The 335-nt window shown below is 57.6% G+C and carries 2 protein-coding genes; one reads left to right on the top strand and one right to left on the bottom strand.

The features are described from left to right. Window positions 1–158: virulence factor SrfC family protein (locus AC0608_RS13685; RefSeq protein WP_478289455.1), on the top strand; the 158-nt coding region annotated here is incomplete at its 5' end. On the opposite strand, the gene AC0608_RS13680 is transcribed toward AC0608_RS13685, so the two are convergent. Then, on the bottom strand, window positions 145–335 hold a 191-nt coding region (locus tag AC0608_RS13680; protein WP_478289454.1), incomplete at its 5' end, for a hypothetical protein. The two genes, AC0608_RS13685 and AC0608_RS13680, sit on opposite strands and share 14 nt — an antisense overlap.

Raw genomic sequence — 335 nt, 5'->3', positions numbered from 1 at the left:
CACAACCGGCGAACCAGGCGCAGCGGTTTCTCGGCGACTGGCTCTCGGGCCTGGCTTATATCACCGTGGAAAACGCCGGCCATGGCGCCGGTCGCGAAATCACCATTGAACAGAATGAACGGCTGGGCCTCGTGCTCACTGCCTTCACAGCGAGATAAGCAATGCCCATTCGTGTAGATCTGCTTGCGTTAGAACCCAATGTGCCGGGTCAGGCGCGGCTGTCGGTAAAAAAGTGGAACGGTGCCAGTGAGCAGCTGGAGTTTTCCATCCAGCGCAATCAGGATCATTTCTACCTGCAAGACCGCCAGCAGTGGAGCAACAACCCGTTCTGGTTC

The sequence above is a fragment of the Flavobacterium sp. GNP008 genome, from assembly GCF_056428965.1.
This window is presented reverse-complemented; position numbering and strand designations above follow the sequence as displayed.